This is a genomic window from Proteus sp. TJ1640 (assembly GCF_003144445.1).
In the GTDB taxonomy this organism is placed as follows: Bacteria; Pseudomonadota; Gammaproteobacteria; order Enterobacterales; family Enterobacteriaceae; genus Proteus; species Proteus penneri.
In genome coordinates, this window is record NZ_PENY01000039.1 from 1 (window position 1) to 1,770 (window position 1,770).

Annotated in this window: 1 rRNA gene; it reads left to right on the plus strand. The window is 52.0% G+C overall.

From position 1 onward, the window contains the following. A 23S ribosomal RNA gene (locus tag DK861_RS16455) occupies nt 1-1,770 on the plus strand; the annotation flags it as partial.

Sequence of the window (1,770 nt, forward strand, 5' to 3'; positions counted from 1 at the left end):
AGAGCATAGGGTGAATGCCTCGGCACCAGAAGGCGATGAAGGACGTGGTAAGCTGCGAAAAGCTGCGGTGAGGCGCAAACAGCCATCGACCCGCAGATTTCCGAATGGGGGAACCCACCTGAGGTAAATGCTCAGGTACTGCTGCATGAATCCATAGTGCAGCAGGGCGAGACGTGGGGAACTGAAACATCTAAGTACCCACAGGAAAAGAAATCAACCGAGATTCCGTAAGTAGTGGCGAGCGAAAGCGGAAGAGCCCAAACCGAGCTATAGCAATATAGTTCGGGGTTGCGGACCGGCATAATGATTCTACGAGCTTAGCAGAAGTAAGCTGGAAAGCTTACACCATAGAGGGTGAAAGTCCCGTATGCGAAAAGCGAGTAGACAGGCCGGGATCCAGAGTACCACGAGGCACGTGGAACCTTGTGGGAAGCAGGGGGGACCACCCTCCAAGGCTAAATACTAACTGGTGACCGATAGTGGAGAAGTACCGTGAGGGAAAGGTGAAAAGAACCCCGGGAGGGGAGTGAAAGAGAACCTGAAACCCTATGTTTACAAGCAGTTGGAGAGCGTTAAAGCTCGACAGCGTACTTTTTGTAGAACGGTCCGGCGAGTTATTGTATGCGGCGAGGTTAAGTACTCATAAGGTACGGAGCCGAAGGGAAACCGAGTCTTAATAGGGCGACAAGTCGCATGCAATAGACCCGAAACCGGGTGACCTATCCATGGACAGGTTGAAGCGAGAGTAAAGTCTCGTGGAGGACCGAACCCGTAACCGTTGAAAAGGTTTGGGATGAGCTGTGGATAGCGGAGAAATTCCAATCGAACTCGGATATAGCTGGTTCTCCCCGAAATAGCTTTAGGGCTAGCCTCAAGTAAAGTCTGACGGAGGTAAAGCACTGATTGGGCTAGGGGCCTTACCGGGTTACCGAACCCTCTCAAACTCTGAATGCCGTCTAGATGTTGCTTGGGAGTCAGACTATGTGAGATAAGTTTCATAGTCGAGAGGGAAACAGCCCAGACCATCAGCTAAGGTCCCAAAATCACAGTTAAGTGGTAAAGGATGTGGGTTTGCTAAGACAACTAGGATGTTGGCTTAGAAGCAGCCATTCATTCAAAGAGTGCGTAATAGCTCACTAGTCGAGTGAACCTGCGCCGAAAATGTTCGGGGCTAAACTGTGTACCGAAGCTATGGCAGTAGAGATACTGGGTAGGGGAGCTTACTGTGGTAGGCCGAAGCATGACCGGAAGGACATGTGGACGAGACAGTAGTGAGAATGCCGGAATAAGTAGCGAAAGTAAAGTGAGAATCTTTACCGTCGAAAGCCTAAGGTTTCCTGGGGAAGGTTCGTCCGCCCAGGGTAAGTCGGGACCTAAGCCGAGGCCGGAAGGCGTAGGTGATGGACAACAGGTTGAAATTCCTGTACTACCGCTGCTCGTTTGAGAGAAGTGGGGACGCAGGGGGATAGGTCAAGCGAGCGACCGGAAGAGCTCGTCCAAAGGAGGTAGATAGACCGGTAGGGAAATCCGCCGGTTGTTTCGAAGGCCTGACGGGGAGGGAAAAATAAGTACCGAAGTGACCGATTCCGCACTGACAAGAAAAGCCACTATCGAGAGCAGAGGTACCCGTACCGCAAACCGACACAGGTAGGTGAGGAGAGAATCCTAAGACGAGCGGGAGAAGCGTTGTTAAGGAACTCGGCAAATTGACCCCGTAAGTTCGCGAGAAGGGGTGCCTGTGAGAGCAGGCCGCAGAGAATAGGCCCAAGC